The sequence below is a fragment of the Bradyrhizobium sp. AZCC 1577 genome, assembly GCF_036924575.1.
In the GTDB taxonomy this organism is placed as follows: Bacteria; Pseudomonadota; Alphaproteobacteria; order Rhizobiales; family Xanthobacteraceae; genus Bradyrhizobium.
Window position 1 is genome coordinate 4,974,119 of record NZ_JAZHRQ010000001.1, and the last position, 25,286, is coordinate 4,999,404.

Consider the following 25,286-nt stretch of genomic DNA (forward strand, 5'->3'; position numbering starts at 1 on the left):
GAGACCGATCGCATGCATCTTCTGAGCTATCTTGCAAACGGCAAGCCGCGCTTCGGCGCGCGCATCCGAAGCGGGGTCGTCGACCTGACCGAACGGACGAAGTTTGCCGACCTGCGGGCGCTGATCGCCGGAGGCGGGCTTGACATCGCGCGCCAGGCAATTGCCGGGCAGAAGCCGGACCATGCGCTCGATGACCTCGTGCTGCTGCCGCCCATCCCGGCTCCGGAAAAGCTCTGGTGCATCGGCGTCAACTACAGGGATCGCAACGCCGAGTACAAGGACAACTCGGATCTGCCGAAATATCCGAGCCTGTTCGTGCGCAACCCCTCCTCCGTCGTCGGCTCCGGCCAGCCGATCGAGAAGCCGAAGGTCTCCGAACAGCTCGACTATGAAGGCGAGCTGGTAATCGTCATCGGCAAGGAAGGCCGGCACATTCCCCGCGAGCGCGCGTGGGAGCACATCTTCGGCATGACGCTGTGCAACGAGGGCAGCGTTCGCGACTGGCTGCACCACGGCAAGTTCAACGTCACCCAGGGCAAGAATTTTGACCGCTCGGGCAGCATCGGGCCGTGGATCGTCACGTCAGACGAATGCGATCCGCGTGGCCCGCATGACATCATCACCCGTGTCAACGGCGAGGTGCGCCAGAGCGACTCCACCGAGCGGCTGATGTTCCCGTTCGATTACCTGATCGCCTACCTCTCCACCTTTGCCACCTTAAGACCCGGCGACATGATCGCCACCGGTACCCCCACCGGGGCCGGCGCCCGATTCACGCCGCCGCGCTGGCTTAAGGTCGGCGACGTCGTCGAGGTGGAGTCCGGAAAGATCGGCATCCTTCGCAACACCGTGGCGGCGGAGCAATAGAAGATGCTCGATCAACAAACCGTCGAACGGCTGGCGCAGCGCCTCGATGACGCCGAATGCAGCAAGTCGTTGATCCCGGCGTTCACGCGCGAATTTCCTGATCTGACGATCGAGGACGCCTACGCCGTTCAGCGCGCCTGGACCAGGTTGCAGCTCTCCCGCGGCCGCATTGTCAGGGGCCACAAGATCGGCCTGACGTCGAAAGCGATGCAGAACGCCGTCGGCATTTCCGAGCCGGATTACGGCGTGCTGTTCGCCGACATGTTCTACCCCGATGCATCGCCGATCCCGTTCGACCGTTTCCGTGCGCCCCGCATCGAGGTCGAACTGGCCTTCGTGCTGAAGACGCCGCTGAAGGGCCCGGATTGCAGCCTGTTCGACGTGCTCAACGCCACCGATTACGTCACGCCGGCGCTCGAAATCCTGGAAACCCGGATGCATCGCGTCGATCCCGAGACGAAGGCGCCGCGCAAGGTGATGGATACGATCTCCGACAATGCCGCGAATGCGGCGCTGGTCGTCGGAGGCCGGCCCATTCGTCCGCTCGACGCCGACCTGCGCTGGATCGGCGCGCTGCTGTTTCGCAACGGCCAGATCGAGGAGACCGGCATCGCCGCCGGCGTGCTCAACCACCCTGCCAACGGCGTGGCCTGGCTTGCCGATCGGCTGGCTGCCCAAGGCGAGTATCTCGAGGCCGGCGAAGTGGTGCTGGCGGGATCGTTTACGCGCCCGGTCGAGATCATCAGGGGCGATACATTTCATGCCGATTACGGCCGGTTCGGATCGGTGTCCTGCCAGTTCGTCTGAACGAGAGCATCCCGGAGGGAGAGCAGTGATGACAAGGCGCAAGAGCATTCACATCGGCGAATTCAAGCACGCCAATCCCATTCCGAACGCCTGCCGTATCGGCCATCTCCTGATGTCCGGCGTCATTCTCGGCCGTGATCCCGCGACCGGCGCAATGCCCGAGCGCATCGAGGACCAGTGCGCCAACATGTTCGCGCATATGAAGACAATCGTCGAAGCCGGCGGCGGTACGACCGATGACATCATCAAGATGACGGTATGGCTGCAAGATCGAAAGCAGCGCGCGCCGGTCAATACCGAATGGCTGAAGATGTTTCCCGACGAGCATTCCCGCCCTGCCCGCCATGCGCTGCAGATGGACATGGAGAATGGCGCGCTCGTGCAATGCGATTTCACCGCCGTAATCGGCTGACCGCGATCAGACAAGGAACCCGAGATGCCGACCTATCTTCCGTTCGATCCGAACCCGCGCCGTCCCTCAAAACTGCCGCCGCCGAAGAGCGTCGACAGCCAGTTTCACGTGCTGGGGCCGCTGGAAAAATATCCGGTGCGGCCGGGTGCCGCCTACCAGATGCCGACTGCGACCTGGGAGGCCGCGCTTCGCGTCCACAAGGCGCTCGGCATCGAGCGCGGCATCATCGTGCAGACCACGACCTATGGCGCCGATCATTCGGTGGTGCTCGATGGCCTCGCCGCGATGGGACCGAACTATCGCGGCTGTGCCAACGCGCTGGTGTTTGCCGAAGCCGATGACGCCTATCTCGCCAAGCTGCACGATGCCGGTGTCCGCGGCGCCCGCTTCAGCTTCCGCCAGGAACTCGGCGCCGTGCTCTCGGACAAGGATTTTGCCCGCGCCATCGCGAAGATTCGTGAACTCGGCTGGTATGCAAAAATCCAGCCGGAGAAGGACGGTATCGTCTCCAGCGTCGCGAAGTACGAAAATCTCGACGTCCCCCTACTGATCGATCACATGGCGAGGCCCGACCCGACGCGCGGCAAGGACGACCCGAACCTGCAGAAGATGCTGGAGCTCCTGTCCAAGGGCAATTTCTGGGTAATGCTGTCGCTCGGCGAAAAGACCTCGAAGAAGGGCCCGCCCTGGGACGACGTCATTCCGATCGCGCGCGCCTACATCGAGGCGGCGCCGGACCGTTGCGTCTGGGCCAGCGACTGGCCGCACCCGGTTTCGGTGGTGCAGCCGCCCAACGATGCCGACCTGCTCGAACTTCTCTACCGCTATGTGGCCGATGAAGCGGAACTGAAGAGGATCCTGGTCACCAACCCGGCCATGCTGTTCGGCTACGAGGACTAGCGCGGGGCGGCCGTCACGAATAACACGACAACGGGCAACGTCACCGCCGCCAACGTCGTGCCGAGCGCGACGGCGCCCGAGACGGCTTCGGTGAGCCGTCCGTACTGAGCCGAGAAGATGTAGGCATTGGCGCCGGTCGGCATCGCGGCGAAAACAACGACCACGGCCGCGGAAATCGGCGGTAACGCCAGAACATGGAACGCGAGGACCGCCGCAACGGCCGGCATCGCCAAGAGCTTGAGCGCGCACATCACCGCCATGCCGAGCGCCTGGCCCTTGATCCTGAATCCGAAGAGATTGATGCCGAGCGCGATCAGGGCCGTGGGCGAGCCCGCCTGCGCCAGCAGTTCCAGAGTCTTGTCCGCGACAGGGTTCAGCCCCAAGCCGGTGAGGCGCCAGAGAAAGCCGAAGCCGAGCGCGAGCATGATCGGATTGCGCGCGATTTCGCGCACGGCCCGCAGCACCAGCAGCGGCGCCGTCTCGGAAGATTTTCGTTCCGCCCACGCCATCTGCAGCGTGCCGCAGAGCCAGAGCAGCGGCGTGTTGACCGACAGGATCAAGGCCATCGAGCCGGCGGCCTGACTTCCCAGCGCCGACAACGTCAGGGGAATGCCGAGCATCACGATGTTGCCGTAGATCGAGCCGATCGCAAGCACCACGCCATCCGCCCGGGATTGCCGGAGAAGCGATGACGCCAGCAGCGCGGCGATCCACGTGACCGCCGTTGCCCCATAATAGGCGCCCCACACCGAGAAGGCGCTCACGGCGGGGAATTCCGCGACAACCACGATCCGGAACAGCAGCGCCGGAATGGCGATGCTAAAGGCGAACTCGGCAATGCCCTTATGCGCCGTCGGCGAGATGAAACGCAGCGCGACTGCCGCATAACCCGCCGCAATCAAGGCGAACACCGGAACGACGATCAATACTGCGCTCATGCCGCACTCATCTTGGAAATTCGGCCGGGCGAATACCCCGTCGTCATCCGCTTCGTATGGATGCGGCTATGCTGCGCACCAATTTGTTATGGAACGTAGCATACGCCCCGTGTGTCCTGCTATCATCGACACATGACCTCGCGCGAGTCTGCTGCTTCCGAAATCACGCCCGAAGTGCTGCTGCGGGCCTATGCCTGCGGCATCTTCCCGATGGCCGAGAGTGCCGGCGATCCGACACTGTTCTGGGTCGAGCCGGAAATGCGCGGGGTCATTCCGCTCGACGGCTTCCGCATCGCCTCGCGGCTTGCCCGCACCGTGCGTTCGGACACTTTCCGTGTTACCGTCGATACCGCCTTCAAGGCGGTCATCGCGGGCTGCGCGGCGCCCCAGCCGGGCCGCGACGACACCTGGATCAACAAGCGCATCCGCGATCTCTATCTCGGGCTCCACGAGCTCGGACACTGCCACAGCGTCGAGGTCTGGCAGGACGGCGACCTCACAGGCGGCCTCTACGGTGTCAGCCTGGGGCGGGCCTTCTTCGGCGAGAGCATGTTTCACCGCGCCCGCGACGCTTCCAAGGTGGCGCTGGTGCATCTGGTGGCGCGAATGATCGCAGGCGGGTTCGAGCTGCTCGACACGCAATACGTCACCGAACATCTGCGCAGCTTCGGCGCGGTTGAAATTCCAAGGCGCCGCTATCGCACCTTGCTCGACAAGGCGATTGCGGGAGAGCCAGCGGATTTTATGCGTTTGCCGCTCAGCGTCAGCGGTGCCGACGCACTCGCGATCATCGCCAAACGCAGTTGATTTGGTCTAAACCTTGTGCGCGCGGCGCCGGGCAAATCGAGAGCTACTGGCTCGTTGTGTCGCCCGCTTCCAATTGGCTCAAACCGGCGGCGGGTTCAATCGCGCAAAGCCTTCTTGGACACGATAAGGATAATAGGGATAGCATGGCATCACCGCGCTCGCTTTGTCCAGGAGCGCGACCTGCTCGGCGGTCAGCGACCAGCCGACGGCGCCGAGATTGTCGCGCAGTTGCGCTTCGTCGCGCGCGCCGATGATCACGGACGACACGCTTGGGCGGGTGAGTAGCCATGCGATCGCAACCTGCGGCACAGTGCGACCGGTCTCGGTCGCGACGGCATCCAGGACATCGACGACGCGATAGAGCCGCTCCTCGTCGACTGGCGGACCGAACTGCGCCGTCTCGCGCAGGCGGCTACCAGCCGGCAGCGGCTGGCCGCGTCGTATCCTGCCGGTGAGACGCCCCCAACCCAGCGGGCTCCAGACCAGCGCGCCGACGCCCTGATCGAGGCCGAGCGGCATGAGCTCCCACTCATAGTCGCGGCCGACAAGCGAATAATAAACTTGGTGCGCCACATGGCGCGTCCAGCCGTGACGCTCGGCAATGGCGAGCGACTTCATCAACTGCCAGCCCGAGAAGTTGGAGGCGCCGACATAGCGCAACTTGCCGCCACGGACGAGCCCATCAAGCGTCGACAGCACTTCCTCGATTGGCGTGAAGGCATCGAAGGCGTGGAGCTGCAGCAAGTCAATGTAGTCGGTTCCGAGCCGCCGCAAGGCGGCGTCCACCGCCGACACGAGGCGATGTCGCGATGAGCCGGCGTCGAATGGACCGTCACCCGTCGGCAAGCTCGTCTTGGTAGAGACCAGCACCCTGTCGCGGCGGCCTTTGATCGCGGCGCCCAGAATCGCTTCCGACGCGCCGTTCGAATAGACATCGGCGGTGTCGAACAGGTTGACGCCGGCCTCGAGGCAAATGTCGATTAGCCGCCTCGCCTCCTCGGCGCCACTCCGGCCCCAGGCCGAAAACAGCGGCCCCTGTCCGCCGAACGTGCCAGTACCGAAACTGATAACGGGGACCTTCAGGCCCGAGGCGCCGAGGTTGCGATATTCCATCAGTGCTCCCTTTTGATCCTTTGCTTTCATTCCGCCGGGCACGCCGCGGCGGAAGGTACCGGACGGTCCAGATACATGCTCCATAGCGCCAGCAGGAGTCCCGCCGCGGTGATCGCCGCCGCGACGAGCGGAAGCGCGGCAAGGCCCAAGCCGCGATCGATCGTAAGCCCGCCGGCCCAGGCGCCGAGCGCATTGCCAAGATTGAAGGCCGCGATGTTGAGGCTGGATGCGAGCGTGCGCCCCTCCGCGCCGGCCGCTTCGAGCACGCGAAGCTGCAGCGGCGCCACGGTGGCGAAGGCGGCGGTGCCAAGCAGAAAGATGAAGGCCACGGCGAGACCCTTGATCGACAGCACCGCCGCAAGCGCGACGAGGACGAGCGCAAGCGCGGCAAGCGTGCCGATCAGGGCGCGTCCGAGACCACGGTCGGCGAGCCGCCCTCCTGCAACGTTGCCGATCGACAGTCCGACGCCGAACACGAGAAGGATCGGCGAGACCGCCGCTTCAGAGAAGCCGGTCAGCCGCGTCAGGATCGGCTGGACATAGGTAACGACGACGAACAGGCCGGCAAAACCGAACACCGTCATGGCGAGGCCGAGAAGGACTCGCGGACGGCCGACCACCGCCAGCTCCTCGCGCAGCGAAGTGGCTTTCTCATTGCCGCCCACGTTGCCGGGAACCAGAACGACCAATACAGCGAAGGCGACCAGCCCAATCACGGTCACCGCCCAGAACGCGGCACGCCATCCCAGCATCAGGCCGAACCACGCACCAAAGGGCACGCCGAGCAGAGTAGCCACCGTCAATCCGATGAACATGGTGGCAATTGCGGAGGCACGCTTGTCCTCAGTGACCAGGCTCGTCGCCACCACCGAGCCGACGCCGAAGAATGTGCCATGGGCGAGAGAGGTGAGGATCCGCGCCGCCATCAACAGCCCGTAGTCCGGCGCCAGCGCGCAGGCGGCGTTGCCGAAGGTAAAGATCGCCATCAGAGAAAGCAGCACCGCCTTGCGCGGCATCCGCCGCGTCGCCAGCGTCAGGATCGGCGCACCCACGAACACGCCGAGCGCATAGCCGGAAATCAGGAGACCTGCCGCGGGGACCGAGACCTGCATGTCGGCGGCGACCTGCAGCAAGAGACCCATGATGATGAATTCAGTGGTGCCGATGCCAAAGGCACCGGCGGTCAGCGCAAGGACGGCGGCAGGCATGCGTTGCTCCGGATCAGGACAGGGTCGCTGCAACGCAAATAGCGAAAGGGCGGCAGAAGAATTAGAGTGCCGGTAGTCCAATCATTTGTGACGTGAAATCAACATGGCTCGACTCGACACCAATCGTTCCGCCGAGATGGAGGTCTTCGTCCGCGTCGTCGACCTCGGCGGGTTCACCGCCGCGGCAAAGAGCTTTCGCCTGACCCCATCCGGCGTCAGCAAGCTGGTATCCCGCCTGGAAGCCCGGCTCGGCACGCGGCTCGTCAACCGGACGACGCGCAAACTCCAACTGACTGAGGAAGGCCAAGCCTTCTACCAGCGCTCGCTGCGCATCCTCGGCGAGATCGAGGAGGCCGAGCGCGAGGCCGGCTCCGGCGCAGCGCCGCGCGGGCATCTGATGGTGAACAGCAACATCCCCTTTGGCATGCAGCACGTGATGCCGCTGTTGCCGCGCTTCCTCGTCGAGCATCCGGAGATCACGGTCGACATTGTCTTCACCGATACAATCATCGACCTGATGCAGGAGCGCGCCGACGTAGCCATCCGCGTCGGGCCGCTGGGGGCTTCGCGCCTCGTCGCGCGCAAGCTCGGAACCAGCCGCATGGCGGTCGTAGCCGCGCCGTCCTATCTTGCCCGTTTCGGCGAGCCGAAGACGCCGGCCGAACTCGCCAGTCATCGCGGCATCGGCTGGACTTTTCCGCGCAGCATTCGCGGCTGGCCGTTCCGGCGCGGCGAGCGGATCGAGGAGGTGCTGCCGCCGCCAGCCGCGCGCGCCAGCGACGGCGAAGCGGTCCGCCGGCTCGCTCTCGGCGGCGTTGGCTGCGCGCGCTTGGCTCTATTCCACATCGGTCCCGACATTGAGGCCGGGCGCCTCGTTCCGATGCTGCAGAACTACAATCCCGGGGACCGCGAAGACATTCATGCGATCTACGTCGGCCACGCCGGACCGCTGCCGGCGCGCGTGCGCACTTTCATCGATTTCCTCGCAACGCACATCCGGATGGGCGACCCCACCCTAAGGCGCACGGCCGACGGCAAGTGGAAGCTGCACGGCGGATACGGATGCTAGGTGTAGAAGTGCCCCGCGGGGCATGGACGCCGTTAATTCCCGAACAATCCACCAAACAACCCGCCCGGCCGCTGCTGCGGCGGAGGCGGTGGGGCCTGCTGCGGCTGCTGCTGGAATTGCGGCTGCGGCGGCGGTCCTGGCGGGCGCGGCGCCGCCTGCTTCGGCGGCGGCGGACGCTTCGCAGCCTGCGGCGGCGCGGCCGACTTGGCCGGATCGGGCTGCGCGCTGACGATGGTCTGGTCAGGGCCTTTGCAGTCGGTGAGCCAGATATCGTAGACCGGGTGCTCGACGCCGTGCAGACCGGGACTGGCAGCGAACATCCAGCCCGAGAAGATCCGCTTCACCTCGCCTTGCAGCGTGATCTCGTCGACCTCGACGAACGCATCGGTGTTGGCAGCTTCCGTCGATGGGCGCGTGTAGCAGGCGCTGGTCTTCACGCGCAGTGCGCCGAACTGCACGGTCTCGCCGATGTCCTCGTCGAAATTGATGATGCGGCCGGTGATCTTGTCGAGGCCGGAGAAGCTCGCCTTCTTGTTGGTGATCTTGGTGGCCGGCGGTTCGGACACGACCTCGTCGCCCGGCTGCAGGGTCGCCGGCGAATTGGGCACGCCCTTGGCCGGGGGCTGCCGCTGACCCGATGGCGCGTTGGCGACGCCTGGACCTCCGGGCTGCGGCGGCTGAACCGCGACGCCCGGCTGCGTCCCCTGCGGAGGAGCGGTGGTGCCGGGCGGCGGCGCCAGCGGCTGCGACTGGAAGCTTCCCGGCGGTGGAGCGCCCTGCCCCGGCGGCGGACGGTTCGGGGTCGGCAGCAGCCGGCCGCGCGGCAGTTCCGGCACTTCCTCGTCGTCGTCGGGGAATTGTTGCTGCTGTTGATTGCCGCGGGGAATGGCGCCCGGCGGCCGCAGCGGAGGATCGGAAAAGATATTGCCGATCTGCGCCTGCGCTGGCGGCGCAAGCGAGGTCGTGGTGGCGGCAATCAGGGCCGCAAGACCGGTCATGGCAATGGTTCGAAGCATCTCGCGCGGCTTTAACAGGCGAATCGGGCTCGCGACATAGTACAGACTTGTCCGCCGCTCGCGTCCCTCCCGGTTAACACGGTGAATACGGCGGGGAAAGGGCGGTTTGCCCTCATCCTGCCGCAGTGAATATCATGGGCCTGGAAGGCGGAAGCCGGTTTTCGGAACATCGCTCCATGATCTAGTCAGCCCCGCCTGCAGATGGAATAGTGGCCTGATCGCGCGGCCACGCGCGAAAACCACCAAAATCCGGGATAACCGGACGAGCCAGAGGAAACCTCAAGCTATGCCCGATCGAATTCGCCTCGATGGCCGGGTTGCCGTCGTGACCGGCGCGGCCGGTGTCATTGGAACCGCGACCATCCGGCTGTTGGCCGAGCGCGGCGCCCGCATCGTCGCCATCGACCGCAAGAAGCAGGATCTTGCGGCCGCCATCAAGGACCTGCCGGCCTCGGCCGAAGCGCTCGCGGTCGCGGCGGACGTTACCCGGGAGGAAGAAGTCACGGAATATGTCCGCGCCAGCGTCGACCGGTTCGGCACGATCGATGTCCTCTACAACAACGCCGGCGTCGAGGGCGATATCAAGCCGATCCCGGAATATTCGCTGGAGAGTTTTCGGCGCGTGCTCGACGTCAACGTGGTCGGCGTCTTTCTCGGCATGAAGCACGTGCTGCCGGTGATGCTGAAGCAGAACAAGGGCAGCATCATCAACACCGCCTCCATCGCCGGCCTGATCGGCTCGCCGATGATCGCCGTCTACAGCGCCAGCAAGCACGCCGTGATCGGTCTCACCAAGAGCGCCGCATGGGAGTGCACCGGCACCGGCGTGCGGGTGAACTGCGTCTGCCCCGGCCTGATCGACAGCCGGATGCTGAGCACGATCCTGCAGGGCCGCAATCCCGGCAATGAGCCGCCGCCGACCGAAAAGATCGTCGACCGGATTCCGGCGCGGCGGCTCGGACAAGCCTCAGAAGTCGCCTCCATCGTGGCGTTCCTCGCCTCCGACGAGGCCAGCTACGTCTCCGGCTCGGCCTATACCGTCGATGGCGGCCGCACCGCGGCCTAGCACCGCCATTCCGGGGCGGTCCGGAAGGACCGAGTCCGGAATCTCGAGATCCCGGGTTCGCTGCGCGCCCCGGGATGACAACTCAAAACGAGAGGTCTCATGCCCGTCACGCTCGATCCCGATGCCGCCGCCGTCTACAAGGCTTTCCAGGAGGCGGGCCGTCCCGCCTATGAGACGCTGACTGCGCCGGAAGCGCGCGAATATTATCGAAGCGCCCGCGTCGTCAGTAATCCCGAACCGCCCGCGCTCGAATCGACCAAACCGCTCGCGATCCCCGCGCCGCACGGCACGATTCCGGCGCGCATCTACACGCCGAAGACGCTGCGCAAGAGCAACGGCCTTGCGCCGTGCCTGGTATTCTTTCACGGCGGCGGCTGGGTGATCGGCGATCTCGATACCCATGAAGTGGTCTGCCAGAAGCTTGCCCACGAGGGCGAGTTGATCGTGATCTCGGTCGAACACCGGCTGGCGCCGGAGCACAAATTTCCCGCCGCCGCCGACGACGCCATCACGGCGACGAAGTGGGTTGCCGCCAATGCCAGCCGGCTCGGCATCGACGCTGGCCACTTACTGGTCGGCGGCGACAGCGCCGGCGGCAATCTCGCCGCCGTAGTGGCGCTCGCCGCACGCGACGGCGACGGCCCGAAGCTCGCCGGCCAGGTGCTGATTTATCCCGCCACCGATTTTGCGATGACGCATCCCTCGCACAGCGAGCCAGAGACCAGCATCCTGCTGACGCACTCCGTGATCAAATGGTTCTGCAACCATTATCTGAACGGCGCGGCCGACATCGAGCATTGGAAAGCCTCGCCCGCGCGCGCGAAAACGCTCGCCGGCTTGCCGCCGGCCTATGTGCTGACCGCAGGCGCCGATCCGCTGCGCGACGAGGGCGCCGAATATGCCGCGCGGCTCAAGGAAGCCGGCGTGCCGATGACCTACCGGCATTTCCCAGGCCAATTCCACGGCTTCTTCACCATGGGCAAGCTGCTGCAGCAGGCCAACGTCGCCGTCAGCGAAATCGCCGGCTGGCTGAAAACTTTGAAATAATGCACATTGCGCAACGCTATCGGTAAACCGTGAATTTCTCCTGCGCACATTTGGGGCCGCTGTGACCGAACCAATCCTCCTATTTGGCATACCCGTCGATTTTCTGCTGTTCGCGCTGACGCTGCTCGGCGTCGCGTTGTTCCATCATCACACGCTGCCCGTTGCGCTGACGGGACTGGCCGCCATCGTGATCTACAAGCTGATCTTCACCGGCTTCAAATACGGTGCGGGTCTCAATGGCCTCGGCCACCACATGGCCCATGAATGGGTTACGCTCGGCAATCTGTTCCTGCTGCTGATGGGCTTTGCGCTGCTGTCCCGGCATTTCGAAGACAGCCGGATTCCTGACGAGATGCCGGCATTGCTGCCGGACGATTGGAAGGGCGGCGTCGTGCTGCTCGGCCTTGTGTTCGTGCTCTCGAGCTTCCTCGATAACATCGCCGCCGCGCTGATCGGCGGCACCGTCGCGCGCCACGTGTTCCGCGGCAAGGTTCATATCGGCTATCTCGCGGCGATCGTCGCAGCCTCGAACGCCGGCGGCTCGGGCAGCGTCGTCGGCGACACCACCACCACCATGATGTGGATCGCCGGCGTCAGTCCGCTCGCCGTTGTCGAAGCCTACATCGCCGCCATCGTGGCGATGTTGATTTTTGCGGTGCCGGCGTCGATCCAGCAGCACCGCTATTCGCCAATTCAGAAAGACGCGCCGAGGGGGCTCAGGATCGACCCGACCCGGGTGTTCATTGTCGCGGTCATCCTCGCTGCAGCGCTGGTGGCAAACGTCACGGCAAACCTGAAATTTCCCGCGCTGCTCGATACCGTTCCGGTTCTGGGCCTCGCGGTCTGGGCGGCCATCCTGCTCACGGCAGGATTACGCGCGCCGGATTGGAAGGTGATGCCGGAAACCTTCAAGGGAACCATCTTCCTGCTCGCCCTCGTCACGGCGGCCTCCCTTATGCCGGTCGAGCGGCTGCCGGTGGCGTCATGGCCGACCGCGCTTGGACTGGGCTTCGTCTCCGCGGTGTTCGACAACATTCCCCTCACCGCGCTCGCCCTGAAACAAGGCGGCTATGACTGGGGCTTCCTGGCTTACGCCGTCGGGTTCGGCGGCTCGATGATCTGGTTCGGCTCATCGGCCGGTGTCGCCTTGTCGAACATGTATCCGGAGGCGAAGTCCGTCGGGCGCTGGCTCAGGCATGGCTGGCCTGTGGCGGTGGCCTACGTCGTCGGTTTCCTGGTGATGCTCGCTATCCTTGGCTGGCGCCCCGACGCCCGGCTTTAGCGCGGTCGAAGGGGATTGCCGGCCTCGTGCCGGCGATCATCCATTTGGCTGGCGAGGCTGTACCGACTCAGGCCGCAATGTTATCCAAGTTTCCGACTAGCTCTCGCACGCAACAACTCTGCCGGTGATTCGGCAGCAATCCGCGAGGTGATTGCAATGGCATTTTTCAGGCGCGAGCTCGGCCCGATCGAGCGCTTCGAGGTTGCGCTGAAGGACAAGCTGACGGCGCGGCAGAAACTGGCCGAGCGGTTGAGCGTCGCCGAATCGGAACTTGCAGACAAGCGTGCCGCTGCCGAACGGCTGGCGGTAGCCGGTGCCGACAATTCCCGGCTCGATCGAGCCGAAGCCAGCATGCGCGCCGTTGAAGACCGCGCCAAGACATTGCGCGCCGAATTGGTGGAATTTGACGATCAGGTGGCCTCGGCCGAGCGCGCGCTCGCTGATGCCAAGACCCAGCGCGACCGCGACGCGCTGGCTGACGAGATCGAGGCGATGGCTGCGGCGATCGAGCGGGCTGCGCCCGGATTCGAAGCCGGCGCCACAACGCTCGTCGAAGCCGTTACAAAAAGCTCGCTGTCGATACCCGAAGCCACCCGGTTCTCGGCCAGCGTGGATGCGGTGCGTAGTGAAGTCCGCGCGGCGGCGGACTTGATCTGCTGGGAGCTGCGTTCCGCCGCGGTGCGCACGCGCGCGGGCAACGCCAACCTCGCCAACCCCGCGCCATCCCTCTCGGAGGAGCCGCCATCGGCAGAGACCGAGCGGCAATTGATGTACACCCTCCATCCCCTGCGTTGGCGCGAGGACGGCAAGGTGCGCAAAGTTCCCGCCTTTGCGTTGGTCGGGCTGCCCAAGGCGCTGCTGCCGGTAGCGCTGCAGCATCAGCATGTAGACCATCTCAATGCCCGCCGCGTGCAGACGTTGATGCATCTTCACGGCAGCGCAGGAAACGGCGAACCACAGGACGACGATCCGCAGCTTGTCGATCTGGATGCCTTGCTCACCGAGGAAACGCAGAGCGCCCAAGCCGACGTTGCCTGAGCCAGCGCAGACGGCCGCCGACAAGCGCTGAACCAACCGCTCCAGCGGACGTTGTCCGGGTTGGTTCATGAAGCCGGCTTACGAGGATGCGGCTACGCGTCGTCACGCTCAACGTCTGGAATCGGCAAGGCGATCCGAAACGCATCGGTCTGATCAATCTGGAACTGCGCCGGCTGGCTCCCGATCTCGTGTCATTCCAGGAAGTGGTCAAATCGCCGGACCATTCGCAACTCGACGAGTTGATCCACGACACCGGTCTGCATGGAACACATCAGGCTGACGTGCTGCGCACCGTACCGCCCGATGCCGATCGTTTTGGCGGAAGCGCCGTCGCGACGCGATGGCCGCATCGCGTCGAGGAAGTCCTTGATCTGCGCATGTCGGATGCGAACGATGTCCCGTGGTGTTCGCTGGCAGTAACGGTGCCGCTACCCGGCGAAGGCGATCTTTTGTTCATCGCCGCTACGACCTCATGGCGGCTCGCCGCGGAATCGGCCCGGGAACGGCAGGTCGTTGCGCTGACGGATCTCGACGCGCGTCACCGGCAGCCGCTTCCCACCATCATCGCCGGCGACTTCAACGCAACGCCTGACGCGGCCAGCATTCGCTACCTCGCCGGACTGCAGTCGCTCGGCGGACGAAGCGTCAAGTATCACGACGCTTGGGAAGTCGCAGGCGAAGGTCAGGGGTACACCTGGAGCGTCGACAATCCAAATGCACAGTCGGAGATCGGCAGGATCGTCCGTCAGTCGCGTCATCGGCGCAGGGTCGATTACGTCTTCGTGGGCTCCTGGGACGCCCACCCGAAGGCGAGCTGCGAGGTTCAGGCCGCCTCGCTCGCATTCGACCTGGCGGTCGACGGCATCTGGCCCAGCGACCATTTCGGCGTCGTGGCCGATCTGGAAATCAGCGCCGCTCCCTCCGTGTGAGGGTTACCCTGGGCCTTGCAGCCGGGCACTGTTCGAAATCGGCTCTGGCAGCATCGTCACCACGGTTCCTTCGGGAATCGGGTGGCGGCGACGCCTTCATCCTGCGATCCCGAACGCTCGAACCAGGCCGTGCCGCTGAACCAAGGCAAGGCGATTGCAGTTGGAGAAGCCAATGAAAGCCGAAAGCGATCTGACGACCCGAAATCCGTTCGGCGTCATGGACGTTCCAAATCCCGGTGATGACGACGTGATGCAGTTCGCCCGCATCACGATGCCGGAAGAATCCGCCACCGACGAGAATGCAAAGCCATGGAGTCCTGGAGATGCGAGCTACCAGCGCGGCACGATCGACGGTGAGTGGTCGAGCCGCTGGAAGGGTGCCGCAGACCCCACCATACCGGGCGATGCCCCCGAAAAATGGAAACAGGGCCGGGGCGAAGCAAGAACCGTGGGAGACCGCGTGTACCTGTTGTTCGACTGGAATTCCGGCGCGCGCCGGGGGCTGATCGAGGCACGGCGCGAAGGTCCGCGGCGGCTGGTGGGCAAGTATATCAACCTGAACAATCCGGAGATCACGGTGCCCTGGGTCGGCCTGGTGGTGAGCGATCAGCGAATCGACGGTTACTTTGCGCAAGGCCGGGTGGATTTCCGGAGGTAGCGGCTTCCGTTCACCTACCCTGCCCGCGCCGCGCGACGCAGCGATTGCGGGGGCTGGCCGAAGGCGCGGATGAAGGCGCGGCGCATCCGCTCGGGGTCGCGGAAGCCGGTGGCTTCCGCGACGCGCTCGATCGCCTCGCTGGAGGACTGCACGCGTTGCCGTGCCACCTCGATCCGCAGCCGCTCCACCGCCTTTGACGGCGTGGTGCCGGTCTCGGCCATGAAGGCGCGGGTGAAATGCCGCGAGCTCATGCCGGCCTGCTCGGCGAGATCCTCGACGGTGAGCGGCGCATCGAGGTTTTCGCGCGCCCAGGCCAGCAGCGGCCCGAAGCGGCCGTTCGGCGCCTTCAATTCCAGAAGCGAGGAGAATTGCGACTGGCCGCCGCTGCGGCGGTGATAGAGCACGAGCTGCTTCGCGGTCTTCTGCGCGATCTCGTCGCCATAGTCCTCCGCGATCATCGCCAGCGACAGATCGATGCCGGCCGATATTCCCGCCGAGGTCCAGACGTCGCCGTCGCGCACGAAGATGCGATCGGGCTCCAGTTTCACCTGCGGATAGGTTTTCAGAAAATGCCGCGTGCGCTGCCAATGCGTGGTGGCGCGGCGGCCATCGAGCAGGCCGGTTTCTGCGAGGACATAGGCGCCAGAGCAGACGCTGGCGATGCGGATGCCGCGTTTGGCAATCGTGCGCACGAAGCCGATCGTCTTCTCGCAGGCGGCGGCCTGCCGCACGCCCTCGCCGCCGGCGACGATCAGCGTCGTGATCGCAGATGCCGACTTTAATCCTCGCGCAACGATCTCGACGCCCGACGACGAGCGTACCGGCCCCGGCGTCACCGCCAGAACCCGGATCGCGGACGCCCCCTCGGCAAAGCGCGCCGCGATCTCGAACGCCGATATCGGCCCGGCCGCGTCGAGCAACTGGAAATCCGGAAACACGAGAACGCCGATCATGATGCTCGCCTGTCTTATGCTTGCCTGTTTTGGGCCGATGAATGAGATGTCCTGAAATGAGGGAATTATGCCATTTCGGACAAGAAGCGACCATGGCAGGATGCCCCTCGTCAAGCCAAATTTTCCGGAGGTCACGATGTCCGCGCCATCTCAACCGTCCACGCTACTTCAGATCGGTCTCGTGCTGTTTCCGCACGTCACCCAGCTCGACTTCACCGGTCCCTTGCAGGTGTTCTCCAGCCTGCCCGGCGCCAACGTGCATTTGATCTGGAAACGGATTGAGCCGGTGACGAGTGATTCCGTGCTGGTGCTGACGCCGACCACGACCTTTGCCGACTGTCCGCAACTCGACGTGATCTGCGTGCCCGGCGGGTTCGGCACCGACGACATGATCAACGACGAGGAGATGCTGGCCTTCCTGCGCAAGCAGGCGCCAGGTGCAAAATACATCACCTCGGTTTGCACGGGATCGCTGGTGCTGGGCGCCGCCGGCCTGCTCAAGGGTTTTCGCGCAGCGACGCACTGGACGGCGATGGATTTTCTGAGCGCGTTCGGCGCAATCCCGACCAAGACGCGCGTCTGCGTCGACGGCAACCGCGTCACCGGCGGCGGCGTCACCGCGGGGATCGATTTCGCGCTGACGCTGGTCTCGCTACTGCACGATCAGAAGACCGCGGAGGCGATCCAGCTCCGGCTCGAATACAACCCGGCGCCGCCATTCAATTCCGGCTCACCCGACACCGCGCCGCCGGAAGTGCTTGCCTTCATGAAGGACAGGATCGCGCCAGCGCAAATCCGCCGCGGCGAGATGATCGACCGCGCCGCCGCACGGCTGGGGTAGCGCTGCGCCTCTGCAATCGTGTCCCGGACGCGGCGCGGCACCATCAGCGCGTTTACGCGCGTCTTCGACGCGCTATGGTGACGCGACGCAGAGCCGGGACCCACCGGAATAGGTCCCGGCTCTGCGGCGCAGCGTACCGGACGATGCTTCGCATCGCCGGGAGAACGCTGCACCGCGTCCGGAACATGGAGCAAATGGCAGCAACAAGAAAAAGGCCGCCTGGTTTCCCAGACGGCCTTTCCTGTCCTACGGCAGCCACACATTAGCGGGCGATTTCAGAACCTCTGCACCGGGGGCCTATCTCCCGGCCGTGTCCTACTCGGTGGCCGCTGCTCGCCGGGGCAGTCGCGAACTGGAGCCCGGCACCGACGCGATGGTTTCCCATCTCCGTAAGATGGCTACATTGAGCCGCGATAACGCGGATGGCGCAAGACGGCTGCGGCGGATGTCCCCGCTGATCCCGTTATCCACAGACCCCAGCACGACCAAATCGGACTTCCGGTAGTCTCTCAGTTTGAAATTTGCTTGCGAGAGCTGGAGCGTTCTGCCGCCTCGTCCTTCAAATAGCGGCGGTACGCCGGGAAGCGGGCGCAGGCATAGGCCAGTGCGCCTAGCGGGATCGCAAAATACCAGTCGAGGTGCCCGAAACGGTCAGCGATAATGGCAACCGCTACGCCAATGACGATCGCAGTGATTCTATTCCACCACAGCGGTATCGGGCTTTCAGTCTTGCCTCTCAAGTAGATCGCACCCGCTAGCGAAATGATCGCCACTGCTGCAACCCCGATAACTGGAATCCAGGCGTCTTTCATTTATTCGGTTCCGTCACTGCCTTGCCAAGCTTATCGCTGAGACACTACCAGACTTCGCCGCGCATGCGCGGACCACCGGATTCCAGGCGCACGATCACGGTTGCGAGACCTCGCTGCCCGCGCGGGCGCGGGCCAGTTGTGCGAACACGACAGCGTGCACGATCAGGAACATCGGCACCAACACCGTCGGAATCAGCGACCACGGCAGCATCTGCACCGCTTCCGAGCCTGGTCCTGCGTGGATCACCTGCAGGGGCGAGCCATTCGCCGAGATGACGCCGAGGGCGATCGCGACGATGAGATCGAGCATGCCGAATGCGTTCCAGGCCCAAACCAGCGCTTTGCCTTGCCCGCGTAGCGCGAGCCAGGCCACTGGCAACGCGAGCACGCCGGTGATGATGTCGCCCCAGCCTGCCGAATATGGAAATGGTCCGCCAAGCCGGCCTTCGGCCGCGAGCAGGATGAAGAATCCTCCCGCCACGCGCCAGACGTTGAGACCGATCAGAAACGGCATCGACATTCCAAGCAGCGACGCGCGCACCGGCGCAGAGATCGCGGTGACAACCGCAGTCGCCACCAGCGGGAGCGCGATGACTGCGCCGATCATCAGCGGCCCCAGCGGACTGGTGCCGCGGAACTGGTTGGCGGCCGCGAGTGCGGCAGCCAGCCCCGTCCACAGACCGGCGCCGACGGAAACAGCGACACGCTGCGATGTGCTGATCGGCATCGTTCCGGCAAGCGCATTGATGCTAACGATGATGGCGGCAACGAGCACGATAGTTCCGATGAAATCGAGCATGACATCTCTCCTTGTGTGTAGTTACACCTATCGAGATGAACGAAGCGGTGGCCGAAAGCCCGTGCGTCTCATCCCAAATTCCGGGACTCCAGCAGCTTCAGCGCGGCTTGGCCGTCAGCGCCGAGCAGCTTGCCGATATGCGCCTGCGCCTTCGACCAGAACGGAAAGCTGCGGCGCACCACGCTCCTGCCCTGCCCGGTGATGCCGATCATCCGCGCGCGCGGGTCGTCGCCGGCCTTGATCGAAATCCACTTTTGCTGCTCGAGCACCGCGAGATTTCGCGTGAGCGTCGTGCGCTCCATGCCGAGAATGCCGGCCAGCCTGCCCATCGGCATCTCCCCTCGCAGCATCAACTGCGACAGGATGGTGAATTGGGTGATTCGAATTCCGGATTCCTGCATGTACGAATCGTACAGCCGCGTGATCTTTCGTGCAGCCTGCCGCGACGCCAGACAGAAACAGCCGGCAGCGGCCATGTAGTGAGCGGTGTCGGGGTCGCTTGCTTGCTTCATGATATAAGTGTATCTACACCTATTTGCATCCGCAAGCGCAACCCGAAGCTGTTCCCGCTAAAATAAACGTGAAATCAGCTTCCCGGCGTCCAGGGCTGGTAATCGCCGGTCGCCTTGGGGCGGCGACCGCTGGCCAGCGTCGAGCCGGAGGGGCGGTAGGCCGCGGGCGTGCCGGTCAGGTTCGGAACGTGTGGCTTCTCCCACTCGCGCGGCGTGTAGCTCTCTTCGGTCGGCGCGGTATCGACAACGTGATGCAGCCAGCCATGCCATGACGGCGGCACCCGGCTCGCCTCGGCAAGCCCGTTGTAGATCACCCAGCGCCGCTCGAAACCCAGCGTCGGATCGATCTTGCCGCCCTTGGTCCGGTAGTAGCGGTTGCCCTGCTCGTCCTGGCCGACCAATTCGCCGAACCGCCACGTCCACAATTGCGTGCCGAACGTCTGGCCGTTCCACCAAGTGAAAAATTTCAGCAGAAACAGCTTCATGAGGGCTCGGCCGGTTCGAGATATCGTGCCGCTCTGATGCCACCGGCCGGACGGATTGTCCAGCAGAGGCTGACACTGCGGCCCTGCCGGACAGCGGCTTGCCGCCCGTCCATGGTCGCGGAATCGGCGCAATCCGTTCATCCCGGATACGGTTCCGATCCGGCAGGCTGAATCCGCATGCAATCAACGCGCGGGCTCTGGAACGTCCGCCCCTTGAGCGGGTTAGGGCCTATATCCCGCAAATGGAGCCTAGAATGATCAGTCTAAAGGTTTTGAGTGCCGCGGCAGCGATGGCGCTTGTGTTGCCGGTGGTCGCGCCAAGCCTCAGCGCCGTTCAGGCGCAGGATAGAGGCGGTGCCGTTCCGTCTATCGGTGGCGCCAGGGGCGGCGGCGGTGGCGGTGCAGCCATCGGTGGCGGCGGCATCAGAGGTGGCGGCGTGGCGGTCGGTGGCGGTGGCGTTCAAGCCGGCGGCCCCGCGATTGGGGGCGGTAGAGCTGTCGCCCCAGGCGCACCTTCTGCTGGATTCCGCCCCAGTCCAGGCATCGGCGGCCCAGCCGTCGTGGGCGGCGGCGGTCGGGGGAATTATTATGCTGGCCGCTGGCACGGCGGTCATTTTCATCGCCATCGTCACGGCTTCTGGCCGGGCTTCGCGATCGGTGCCGGTATCGGGTCGGCCTATGGCTATTACGGTAGCACCTATTACGATGACCCCTATTATTACGACGACACCGTAGTCGCCGCAGCGCCCGTGGCCGACGATGATGCCGTGGCGTATTGCATGCGGCGGTACAAATCCTACGATCCGGCATCGGGAACGTATCTCGGCTATGACGGGCAGCGTCACCCCTGCCCGGCGCAGTAGCACGATAGCGTGAGTTCAAGGGCGGCACATTCCACAGTGTGCCGCCCTTTTTCGTTCCAGAGTTAGAGCGTTTGCCAGGCGCGCAACGCCACCGCGACGCCGCCAAGCGTAAACGTCAGTGCCGCGACCTCGCGCAGGCAATGCTTGGTCAATACGGAGCCAAGCCCAACGCACACCGCGCCTGCCAGAGCACGCTCAAGTTTCTGCCGCCGCACGAGCGCGCACAGCGCCAATGCCGCGGCGCCGACGATGCGCGCCATGGTTGATCGGCGACATGACGGGATTGGGTCCGGAACCGGCGGTTGAACTTGTTATCGTTCTGATACGGCGAAACGGAATTGCCCTCGGCAACTTTTATGGGCACTCTGCCATGTAGACGACTTGTCGGCGTTTCGACTTAATCGTCACATGGGACGTGCGACCTGCCGCCGCCCCGAGGAAGAAGGAATCATCGTGCCGCGCGTTCTCGTGGTCGATGACGACCCGATGGTGTGCGTTGCCATCGAGGTTTGTCTGACGCGCAAGGGTTTCGAGGTCACCGTTGCCGACGGTGGTGAAGCGGGAATGCGCGCGCTCGAAACTTCCGATTTCGACGTCATGCTGATCGATGTGTTCATGCCGCATATGCGCGGCTTCGAATCGATCCGGATGTTCCACGAGCGCAAGCCGGACGTACCTGTTATCGCGATGTCGGGCTACGCCTTCGCCAACACCGAACGCGCACCGGATTTCCTGCGGATGACCATCCAGCTCGGCGCGGCATGCTGCCTGCGCAAACCGTTCACGCCGGACGCGTTGTTGACCTCGGTCAATCAATGCATCACCAAACCGAAAGCTTCCGCGCAGCAGTCGAAATCGTGAAGTAAACAACTGGCAATGCCCTCGCAGCGTATCATTCTTGGAAGTGGCCTCGCTATCCTCCTCATTATCGGCGCTGCCTCGATCGGTCTCGACCTCAAGTCGCGGTCCGACGCAGCCTCGGTCGACCGTGCGCTTGGAATTCTCAGCAAAATCTCGGATATGCGCCCGCTGCTGCGCCGGACGGAAAGCGCGGCGCGTGCCTTTGCGCTATCGGGCGATCAGGAATTCGCCAGGGAATACCGCGAGGCCAGCGACGCGACCGTGCCGGCGCTGGCGGCTCTGGTCGAGGCGGTCAAGGACAATCCCACCGAAAAGCGGCTGATCGAGGAAACCAAGGCACTGGTCGAGCGGCAGATTGCCGTCAATGGCGAGTTGATCAGGCTCCGGACCGCGGGAGATGGCGCCGCTGTCGCGGCGCTCGTCAACCAGGAGGACCGTGCGGCGACAGCCGCAATCACCGGAAACCTCGAGAAAGCGGTCGCGGAAGAGCGCAGGCTGCTTTTTGCCAGACGCGCCGAATCCGAAACCAACGGGACGCTCCTGCTGGCGATCGATCTCGCCGGCGTCCTGCTGATTCTGTTCCTCGCCACTCTGCTGACGGTCTCAACCCGCCGCTCGCGCCGGGAACTGCAGGATTCGCTGAGCGCCACCAAGGCCACCAACGAGGCGCTGGAGGCCGCGGTCGCTGAGCGCACCGAACATCTGGTCGCCGCGCATGAGGAACTCAGGCTTTCGGCCGCCGTCTTGCGCAGCACCTTCCACAGCATGGCAGAGGCCGTGCTCGTCATCGACACCAGGGGCGAGGTTTTGCTCTCGAACCCGGCCGCCGAGAAGATGCTGCGCTACCGGCCGGGCATGACGGTCGAGCACATACGGTCGCTCAGCGCGGTTTTCCATGCCGACGGCGTCACGCCGCTGCCTCTCCATGACATGCCCGCCTCGCGCGCGCTGCGCGGCGAAGCGTTCGACGCCAGCGAAATCGTGTTGCGCCCGGTTAGCGGCGATCCGCCGGTTCACCTCGTGATCAGCGGCCGGCCGCTGCGCGATGCCTCGGGCGCCATCAGCGGCGCGGCGCTGGTCTACCACGACATCACGGGATCGCGCGAAACCGAGCACAAGCTGCAGCAAGCGCAAAAGCTCGACGCCATCGGCAAGCTCACCGGCGGCGTCGCGCACGACTTCAACAACATGCTGACCGTGATCACCGGCACCACCGAAACGCTGGTAACCAACCTTGCGCATGAGCCGGCGTTGCAGAAGACCGCCGAACTGATCGACCAGGCGGCGGAGCGCTGCAGTGAGTTGATCCAGCATCTGCTCGCCTTCGCCCGCCGCCAGCCGCTGCAGCCGCGCAATGTCGACATCAACGCGACCGTGCTCGATATCGCAAAACTGCTTCGCCCGACGCTCGGCGAGCAAGTCGAGGTCAACTCCATTCTCGAACAGGAAGTGGCGATTGCCCATATCGACGCATCGCAGCTCGCCAACTCCCTGCTCAACATGGCGATCAACGCGCGCGATGCGATGCCGAACGGCGGCAAGCTGCTTTTGGAGACGCGCAACGTCGTGCTCGACGAGGCCTATACGCAGGCCAACCCGGACGCAAAGCCCGGTCCCTATGTGATGCTCGCGGTCAGCGACACCGGCGCCGGCATGCCGCAGCACGTGCTGGACAAGGTGTTCGAGCCGTTCTTCACCACCAAGGAGGTCGGCAAGGGCTCAGGCCTCGGCTTGAGCATGGTCTACGGCTTCGTCAAGCAGTCCGGCGGGCACATCCGGATCTACAGCGAGGTCGGCCACGGCACCACGATCAAGCTTTATCTGCCTCCTGCCCGCGGCCAGGCCGAGGCCGCGCCGCCGGCGGCAGCGCCGCTGCCGCATGGCAACGAGACCATCATGGTGGTGGAAGACGATGCGCTCGTGCGCAACTTCGTCACCGCGCAATTGCAGAGCCTCGGCTACCGGACGGTGGCCGCTGCCAACGGACCGGCGGCGATGAACCTGATCGAAGGCGGTCAGGCGTTCGATTTGCTGTTCACCGATGTCATCATGCCCGGCGGCCTGACCGGACGCGAACTCGCGGACAAGGTGCTGAAGCTCCGGCCCGGCATAAAGGTGCTATATACGTCCGGCTATACCGACAACGCGATCGTGCACCAGGGCCGCCTCGATCCCGGCGTGCTGCTGCTGACCAAGCCGTACCGGAAGTCGCAGTTGGCGAACATGGTCCGCCGCGCGCTGTCGGGATAAACAAGGCGCAAGCCTCCCTCCTGCGGCGTCGTTTTCAATGCCAACTGATGTATGAAAGGGCGAGACTTGGACGAAGAGATTCGGGGAAAGAGCCAAGGCTAATGGCCGACGTGATCTACAAGCGCTGCTATTTCGATTGGGGCGGACGATGCGCTTACTGCGACGTTGGACTGCCCCGGCAAAAGACGGGCGGCAAGGTCAAGGCCAGCATCGACCATTTCATCCCGCTCTCCAAGGGAGGCCAGAATGGCAGGAGCAACCGCGTGCTGTCCTGCTACCCCTGCAATCTCGCCAAGGGCGACACCGACCCGCGCGAGACCAATCAATGGCCGCACGTCGAACAACGGCTTGCCGAGATCGCCGCTACGCCGCTGATCAGTCACGGCAAGCTCAGACAACTTATTCCCGAATTGGTGAAACAAGTTGCCGTAGAGGCATGATCCGCACCAGAAGGGTTGGGTTGGCGCTGATCGATGTCGAGTTCTGCTGCGCCGAAGCGGACGCGCCATTTCCGCCTACTGCGAACCCGAACCGCCCGCCACGATCTTCTCATTCAGCTTCTGGTCGACGGTCTCGACCGTGCGGTCGATCTCGGCGCTCGGCGCGCCGAGCTGGTGCGAGATCAGCTTCACGAGCAGGTCGACGCGCTCGATGAACGGCGCGCCGGCGGCAACCGCGCGGGCCGCCGATGACGGCTTGAGCAGGCTTTCGGCCGCCTTGGCGTATTTCGCGAACGGCACCTGGTCCTGCGGATCGGCGCCGAGGCGCCGTGCGATACCGTCGACGTGATCGTAGATCGACTGCGACAGTTTCAGGTCGCCGTGCACGGCGTCGCGGATCGACTGCGGATCGTTCGGCGTGATGCAGCGGTAATTGCCGGTCAGCAGCATCGACCATTTGGCGAGCGGCACGAACAGCGAGTCGAACACTTTCAGCTTCACCGGGACGTCGTGGCCATCCAGCGTCACCGCATCGATATCAGCTTCCAGCTCTCGAAGCAGCTTGTTGTGCTTCTCGTCGGCAAAGGCGGCGGCCTTGAAGTTGGTCGGCAGGCCGACATGCAGCACGTTTGCTGCCTCTTCCGGCGGACGGAAAGCCTGCGGATCGGGCGAGCACAGCGTCACCAGCCCAGGCTGGAAGCGTTCCCACACCTGCGCGTTGGTATAGGCCTCCTCGAGGTCCATGTCCGCCAGCGCCGGAATCCGCTTGAGATAAGGTAACGGCGGCATGTTCATGATCGACAGACAAGGCAGCTTCGCCTCGGCGATCTTGATCATCAGAACGCGGATCGTGTGGTTGGTGTATTGCGGCTCCTGCATCGCAAGACCGACCAGGTCATAGCGGGAAAGATCGACCTCGGCGGGCGTCGTCGCGTCCAGCTTGCCCGGCAGGTCGCGCGAAAAGATCGCGCGGTGCACCGCCTCGTCGCGCAGCTTGATGCGTACTTCGGTGCCGTCGCGGTTGATGAGCTCGGCCGTCTTCTTCCGGCACACCAGCGTCACGTTGTGACCGGCCATCAAAAGCTTCGTCGCCAGCAAGGAGCCATACGAGGCCCCGAGGATCAAAATGTTGCGCGCCATACTCTCTCTTTCACAGATAAAACCAGGCCCCTCTAGGTCTGGCACCCATTATGCCAGAACTATCTCAGCAGGAGGCCTACTGCAAACCGGCAGATATTACAATCAGATAGCGGCTCTCAAATTTACCCGTCCGGCTACGCCGTCGGGAGGCGGTTGGCCGAGAAGGCGACCAA

Annotated in this window: 28 protein-coding genes; 17 read left to right on the forward strand and 11 right to left on the reverse strand. The window is 64.4% G+C overall.

All coding sequences use genetic code 11. The features are described from left to right. The first annotated feature begins 12 nt into the window (after positions 1–12). Genes V1278_RS23585 through V1278_RS23600 form a run of 4 tightly spaced genes read left to right on the forward strand, consistent with a single transcriptional unit; the run spans position 13 to position 2,986 of the window. Entirely contained in the window at positions 13–867 is an 855-nt protein-coding gene (locus V1278_RS23585) for a fumarylacetoacetate hydrolase family protein (RefSeq protein ID WP_334382351.1), read from the forward strand. 3 nt (positions 868–870) lie between these two features. Further along, positions 871–1,674 carry a 2-oxo-hept-4-ene-1,7-dioate hydratase gene (hpaH, locus tag V1278_RS23590; protein ID WP_334382352.1) on the forward strand — a complete coding sequence of 268 codons (804 nt, stop codon included), beginning with the start codon at positions 871–873 and terminating at the stop codon, positions 1,672–1,674. Between the two features lie 28 nt (positions 1,675–1,702). Further along, on the forward strand, positions 1,703–2,086 hold the full coding sequence (locus V1278_RS23595; protein ID WP_334368719.1) for a RidA family protein: 384 nt from the start codon (positions 1,703–1,705) through the stop codon (positions 2,084–2,086). A gap of 24 nt (positions 2,087–2,110) precedes the next feature. Beyond that, a complete protein-coding gene (locus V1278_RS23600; RefSeq protein WP_334382353.1) occupies positions 2,111–2,986 on the forward strand; it encodes an amidohydrolase family protein in 876 nt (291 codons plus the stop codon). On the opposite strand, the gene V1278_RS23605 is transcribed toward V1278_RS23600, so the two are convergent. Continuing rightward, on the reverse strand, positions 2,983–3,924 hold the full coding sequence (locus tag V1278_RS23605; protein WP_334382354.1) for an AEC family transporter: 942 nt from the start codon (positions 3,922–3,924) through the stop codon (positions 2,983–2,985). The two genes, V1278_RS23600 and V1278_RS23605, sit on opposite strands and share 4 nt — an antisense overlap. Positions 3,925–4,056: 132 nt before the next feature. Here V1278_RS23605 and aat point away from each other — a divergent pair, with 132 nt between their 5' ends. After that, positions 4,057–4,731, forward strand: a complete 675-nt coding sequence (gene aat / locus V1278_RS23610; RefSeq protein ID WP_334382355.1) for a leucyl/phenylalanyl-tRNA--protein transferase — start codon at positions 4,057–4,059, stop codon at positions 4,729–4,731. A 78-nt stretch (positions 4,732–4,809) separates the two neighbouring features. Here the strand turns inward: aat and V1278_RS23615 are convergent, their stop codons facing one another. After that, on the reverse strand, positions 4,810–5,844 hold the full coding sequence (locus V1278_RS23615) for an aldo/keto reductase (RefSeq protein ID WP_334368713.1): 1,035 nt from the start codon (positions 5,842–5,844) through the stop codon (positions 4,810–4,812). Between the two features lie 26 nt (positions 5,845–5,870). Then, on the reverse strand, positions 5,871–7,052 hold the full coding sequence (locus V1278_RS23620; RefSeq protein WP_334382356.1) for an MFS transporter: 1,182 nt from the start codon (positions 7,050–7,052) through the stop codon (positions 5,871–5,873). Between the two features lie 103 nt (positions 7,053–7,155). Here V1278_RS23620 and V1278_RS23625 point away from each other — a divergent pair, with 103 nt between their 5' ends. Further along, on the forward strand, positions 7,156–8,121 hold the full coding sequence (locus tag V1278_RS23625; RefSeq protein WP_334382357.1) for a LysR family transcriptional regulator: 966 nt from the start codon (positions 7,156–7,158) through the stop codon (positions 8,119–8,121). Between the two features lie 32 nt (positions 8,122–8,153). On the opposite strand, the gene V1278_RS23630 is transcribed toward V1278_RS23625, so the two are convergent. Further along, the gene (locus tag V1278_RS23630) at positions 8,154–9,137 is read right to left on the reverse strand and encodes a DUF2155 domain-containing protein (protein ID WP_334368709.1); all 984 of its coding nucleotides are present in this window, start codon (positions 9,135–9,137) and stop codon (positions 8,154–8,156) included. Positions 9,138–9,423: 286 nt separating this feature from the next. On the opposite strand from V1278_RS23630, the gene V1278_RS23635 reads away from it, so the two are divergent. The 6 genes from V1278_RS23635 (at position 9,424) to V1278_RS23660 (ending at position 15,157) form a co-directional block, all read left to right on the forward strand. Then, a complete protein-coding gene (locus tag V1278_RS23635) occupies positions 9,424–10,203 on the forward strand; it encodes an SDR family NAD(P)-dependent oxidoreductase (RefSeq protein ID WP_334382358.1) in 780 nt (259 codons plus the stop codon). 99 nt (positions 10,204–10,302) lie between these two features. Further along, entirely contained in the window at positions 10,303–11,250 is a 948-nt protein-coding gene (locus tag V1278_RS23640; RefSeq protein ID WP_334382359.1) for an alpha/beta hydrolase, read from the forward strand. 61 nt (positions 11,251–11,311) lie between these two features. Next, the gene (locus V1278_RS23645; protein WP_334382360.1) at positions 11,312–12,532 is read left to right on the forward strand and encodes a citrate transporter; all 1,221 of its coding nucleotides are present in this window, start codon (positions 11,312–11,314) and stop codon (positions 12,530–12,532) included. A gap of 156 nt (positions 12,533–12,688) precedes the next feature. Next, complete coding sequence (locus tag V1278_RS23650; protein ID WP_334382361.1) at positions 12,689–13,570, forward strand: hypothetical protein; 882 nt, start codon at positions 12,689–12,691, stop codon at positions 13,568–13,570. 86 nt (positions 13,571–13,656) lie between these two features. Then, positions 13,657–14,499, forward strand: coding sequence for an endonuclease/exonuclease/phosphatase family protein (locus V1278_RS23655; RefSeq protein ID WP_334382362.1), 843 nt, complete (start codon positions 13,657–13,659; stop codon positions 14,497–14,499). Positions 14,500–14,671: 172 nt separating this feature from the next. Continuing rightward, a complete protein-coding gene (locus V1278_RS23660) occupies positions 14,672–15,157 on the forward strand; it encodes a hypothetical protein (RefSeq protein WP_334382363.1) in 486 nt (161 codons plus the stop codon). A gap of 14 nt (positions 15,158–15,171) precedes the next feature. Here the strand turns inward: V1278_RS23660 and V1278_RS23665 are convergent, their stop codons facing one another. Beyond that, entirely contained in the window at positions 15,172–16,110 is a 939-nt protein-coding gene (locus V1278_RS23665) for a GlxA family transcriptional regulator (protein WP_334382364.1), read from the reverse strand. 136 nt (positions 16,111–16,246) lie between these two features. Here V1278_RS23665 and V1278_RS23670 point away from each other — a divergent pair, with 136 nt between their 5' ends. Continuing rightward, entirely contained in the window at positions 16,247–16,951 is a 705-nt protein-coding gene (locus V1278_RS23670; RefSeq protein WP_334382365.1) for a DJ-1/PfpI family protein, read from the forward strand. A gap of 509 nt (positions 16,952–17,460) precedes the next feature. On the opposite strand, the gene V1278_RS23675 is transcribed toward V1278_RS23670, so the two are convergent. From V1278_RS23675 to V1278_RS23690, 4 genes are all read right to left on the reverse strand, one after another. Continuing rightward, positions 17,461–17,763 (reverse strand): hypothetical protein, encoded by a 303-nt coding sequence (locus tag V1278_RS23675; protein ID WP_334382366.1) that lies wholly within the window; start codon positions 17,761–17,763, stop codon positions 17,461–17,463. A 94-nt stretch (positions 17,764–17,857) separates the two neighbouring features. Continuing rightward, the gene (locus tag V1278_RS23680; protein ID WP_334382367.1) at positions 17,858–18,562 is read right to left on the reverse strand and encodes a hypothetical protein; all 705 of its coding nucleotides are present in this window, start codon (positions 18,560–18,562) and stop codon (positions 17,858–17,860) included. 68 nt (positions 18,563–18,630) lie between these two features. Continuing rightward, positions 18,631–19,074 (reverse strand): MarR family winged helix-turn-helix transcriptional regulator, encoded by a 444-nt coding sequence (locus V1278_RS23685; RefSeq protein ID WP_334382368.1) that lies wholly within the window; start codon positions 19,072–19,074, stop codon positions 18,631–18,633. A 74-nt stretch (positions 19,075–19,148) separates the two neighbouring features. Further along, entirely contained in the window at positions 19,149–19,559 is a 411-nt protein-coding gene (locus V1278_RS23690; RefSeq protein WP_028346327.1) for an NADH:ubiquinone oxidoreductase subunit NDUFA12, read from the reverse strand. A 254-nt stretch (positions 19,560–19,813) separates the two neighbouring features. Between V1278_RS23690 and V1278_RS23695 the strand changes: the two genes are divergently transcribed. After that, positions 19,814–20,422, forward strand: a complete 609-nt coding sequence (locus V1278_RS23695; protein WP_334368700.1) for a BA14K family protein — start codon at positions 19,814–19,816, stop codon at positions 20,420–20,422. A 62-nt stretch (positions 20,423–20,484) separates the two neighbouring features. On the opposite strand, the gene V1278_RS23700 is transcribed toward V1278_RS23695, so the two are convergent. Further along, a complete protein-coding gene (locus V1278_RS23700; protein ID WP_334368699.1) occupies positions 20,485–20,682 on the reverse strand; it encodes a hypothetical protein in 198 nt (65 codons plus the stop codon). A gap of 193 nt (positions 20,683–20,875) precedes the next feature. Between V1278_RS23700 and V1278_RS23705 the strand changes: the two genes are divergently transcribed. The 3 genes from V1278_RS23705 to V1278_RS23715 all read left to right on the forward strand — a co-directional run bounded on the left by V1278_RS23705 (position 20,876) and on the right by V1278_RS23715 (position 23,973). Beyond that, on the forward strand, positions 20,876–21,283 hold the full coding sequence (locus tag V1278_RS23705) for a response regulator (protein ID WP_334382369.1): 408 nt from the start codon (positions 20,876–20,878) through the stop codon (positions 21,281–21,283). A gap of 15 nt (positions 21,284–21,298) precedes the next feature. Next, positions 21,299–23,533 carry a CHASE3 domain-containing protein gene (locus V1278_RS23710; RefSeq protein WP_334382370.1) on the forward strand — a complete coding sequence of 745 codons (2,235 nt, stop codon included), beginning with the start codon at positions 21,299–21,301 and terminating at the stop codon, positions 23,531–23,533. Positions 23,534–23,634: 101 nt separating this feature from the next. Further along, positions 23,635–23,973, forward strand: a complete 339-nt coding sequence (locus V1278_RS23715; protein WP_334382371.1) for an HNH endonuclease — start codon at positions 23,635–23,637, stop codon at positions 23,971–23,973. 75 nt (positions 23,974–24,048) lie between these two features. On the opposite strand, the gene V1278_RS23720 is transcribed toward V1278_RS23715, so the two are convergent. Beyond that, a complete protein-coding gene (locus V1278_RS23720) occupies positions 24,049–25,113 on the reverse strand; it encodes a ketopantoate reductase family protein (RefSeq protein WP_334382372.1) in 1,065 nt (354 codons plus the stop codon). Positions 25,114–25,286 lie beyond the last annotated feature (173 nt).